General features: G+C 73.2%; 1 protein-coding gene. It reads right to left on the bottom strand.

Features of this window, described 5'->3' with window-relative positions; translation table 11 throughout:
* Positions 1 to 1,846 (bottom strand): glycoside hydrolase family 3 N-terminal domain-containing protein (locus ACOV8S_RS19695; RefSeq protein WP_448319107.1); only part of this gene is annotated, 1,846 nt, incomplete at its 3' end.
* Between the last annotated feature and the right edge of the window lie 330 nt (positions 1,847 to 2,176).

Genomic DNA, 2,176 nt, shown 5'->3' on the forward strand with positions numbered 1-2,176 from the left:
ACCCGTACCCGATCGGGAAGAGCACCTGGTCCGGGGCGTCCGCCCGCTGCACCGGCACGGGCAGCTTCCCGCTGGGCGAGACCCGCCCGGCGATGACCCGCGCCGCCGCCCGCACCTCGGTGTCCGTCCAGGAGTAGGAGGCCAGCACCGCCGGCACGCCGTCCAGGTGCGCCACGTCGTACGGGTTGCGCACCGCCACCACGACGACCGGCTTCCCGGTCTCCTGCAGCCGCCGCACCAGCGTCTTCTGCGCGCTGCTCGCCGTCACGTTGTACGTGGCGACCACCACCGCGTCCGCGTCGGCGGCCGCCGTGACCGCGCCCGCGATGGCGGTGGCGGAGGGCGCGGTCCCGGTGGTGAGGGCCGTGGTGGTGAAGCCGAACTCGGCGAGCTCCGCGGCGATCACCTTCGTGGTGGGACCGTCGGACAGGGACGGGGAGGCGGGATCGGGGCCGACCACCAGCAGCCTGCGGTGACGGAGCCGGTGCAGCGGCAGCAGGCCGCCCTCGTTGACCAGCAGCGTGGTCGTGTGGTTCGCGATCCGCTCGGCCGCCTTGTAGTGGGCGCCGGTGCCCACCGCCTCGTCGACGCCGTGATGGGTGACGTACGGGTCCTCGAAGAGGCCGAGCTTCGCCTTGAGGCGGAGGATCCGCAGGATCGATTCCTCCAGCCGGGCCTCGGTGAGCTCGCCGGACCGGACGGCCTCCAGCACCGCGTTCCAGGAGACGCTCAGGTCCGGCGGGTTGAGCAGCTGGTCGACGCCGGCCTGGACGGCCATCACCGCCACCCGCGCGTCGCCGTACTTGCTCCGCACACCCTGCATGCCGAGGGAGTCGGTGACGACCACGCCGTCGTAGCCGAGCTCCTCGCGCAGGATGCCGGTGAGGATCGGCCGGGAGAGGGTGGCCGGGTCGCCGGAGGGATCCAGCGCCGGGACCATCAGGTGGGCGGTCATGATGGAGTCGATCCCGGCCCGGATGGCCGCCCGGAACGGCGGGGCGTCCACCGTCTCCCACTCCTCGCGGCTGTGGGTGATGATCGGGAAACCGTAGTGGCTGTCGACGGCGGTGTCGCCGTGGCCCGGGAAGTGCTTGGCGGTGGCCGCCACTCCGGAGTTCTGGTAGCCGACCACCTCGGCGGCGGCCAGCCGGGCCGCGGCCTGCGGGTCGGCGCCCAGCGAGCGCACGCCGATCACCGGGTTGGCCGGGTTGACGTTCACGTCGCAGACGGTGGAGTAGTTCTGACGGATGCCCAGCGCGGCCAGTTCCGCGCCGGCCACCCGGCCCAGCGCCTTGGCATCGGACTTCGATCCGCTCGCGCCCAGCGCCATCGCGCCCGGCAGCAGGGTGGCCGGCTTGCCGACCCGCGCGACGATGCCGTGCTCCTGGTCCGTGGCGATCAGCATCGGCAGCCCGCGGGGCAGGTCCAGGGAGGCCTTCTGGATGCCGTTGGAGAGGTCCGCGATCTGGTGGGGGTCGCGGGTGTTGTGGGCCCAGGCGAAGTAGATGATGCCGCCCAGCCGGTACTTCTCGATCAGTTCGGCCGCGGTGCGGACGCCGATCTCCTTGAGGTTCGCGTCGACGTCGGCCTGGTCCGGGGCGGTCGCCGAGTGGCCGTAGACCCGCATGACGAAGAGCTGGCCGACCTTCTCCTCCAGAGTCATCCCGGAGATGAGGGCGCGCAGTTGCTCGTCGTCCACGGTCGCCGGGTCGTCGGCGGCGAGGGCGGGGGTGCCGGCCGCCAGGACCGCGGCGATGCCTGCGGTGGCGGCGAGGACGGTGCGTCTTGAGGGCCGGGTCCTGCCCGAAGCGGTGTTTCCGGAACTACCCGTGCTGGAGTCGCGCACGTGCGCCCCTTCCTTGGATGAAGGAAACTTCCGAGGGGCCACGAATATCGGGGAAGTTTCTTTCGGTCAAGGGTCACGGCACGATGCGTGCCTGTGCGGCGGGGCGGACGGGGGTGGCGCGGGTGCGGTTCCGGGGCCTCCCGGGCGTGCGGGCGTGCCGTACACCCGAGCCTCCCGTACGCCGGGCCCCCGTGCGCTGGGCGGGTCGGGCGCCGGGCGTGCCGTGGCGGTCACGGCGAACGGGAACCGCGTGGCGGGGTGCGGCCCGCGGTGCGGCAGGGCGGGTGCCGGCGGCGGACCGCGGCGCAGCAAGCCGGGCATGTGCCGTGG

It is taken from the genome of Streptomyces sp. CO7, assembly GCF_053474865.1.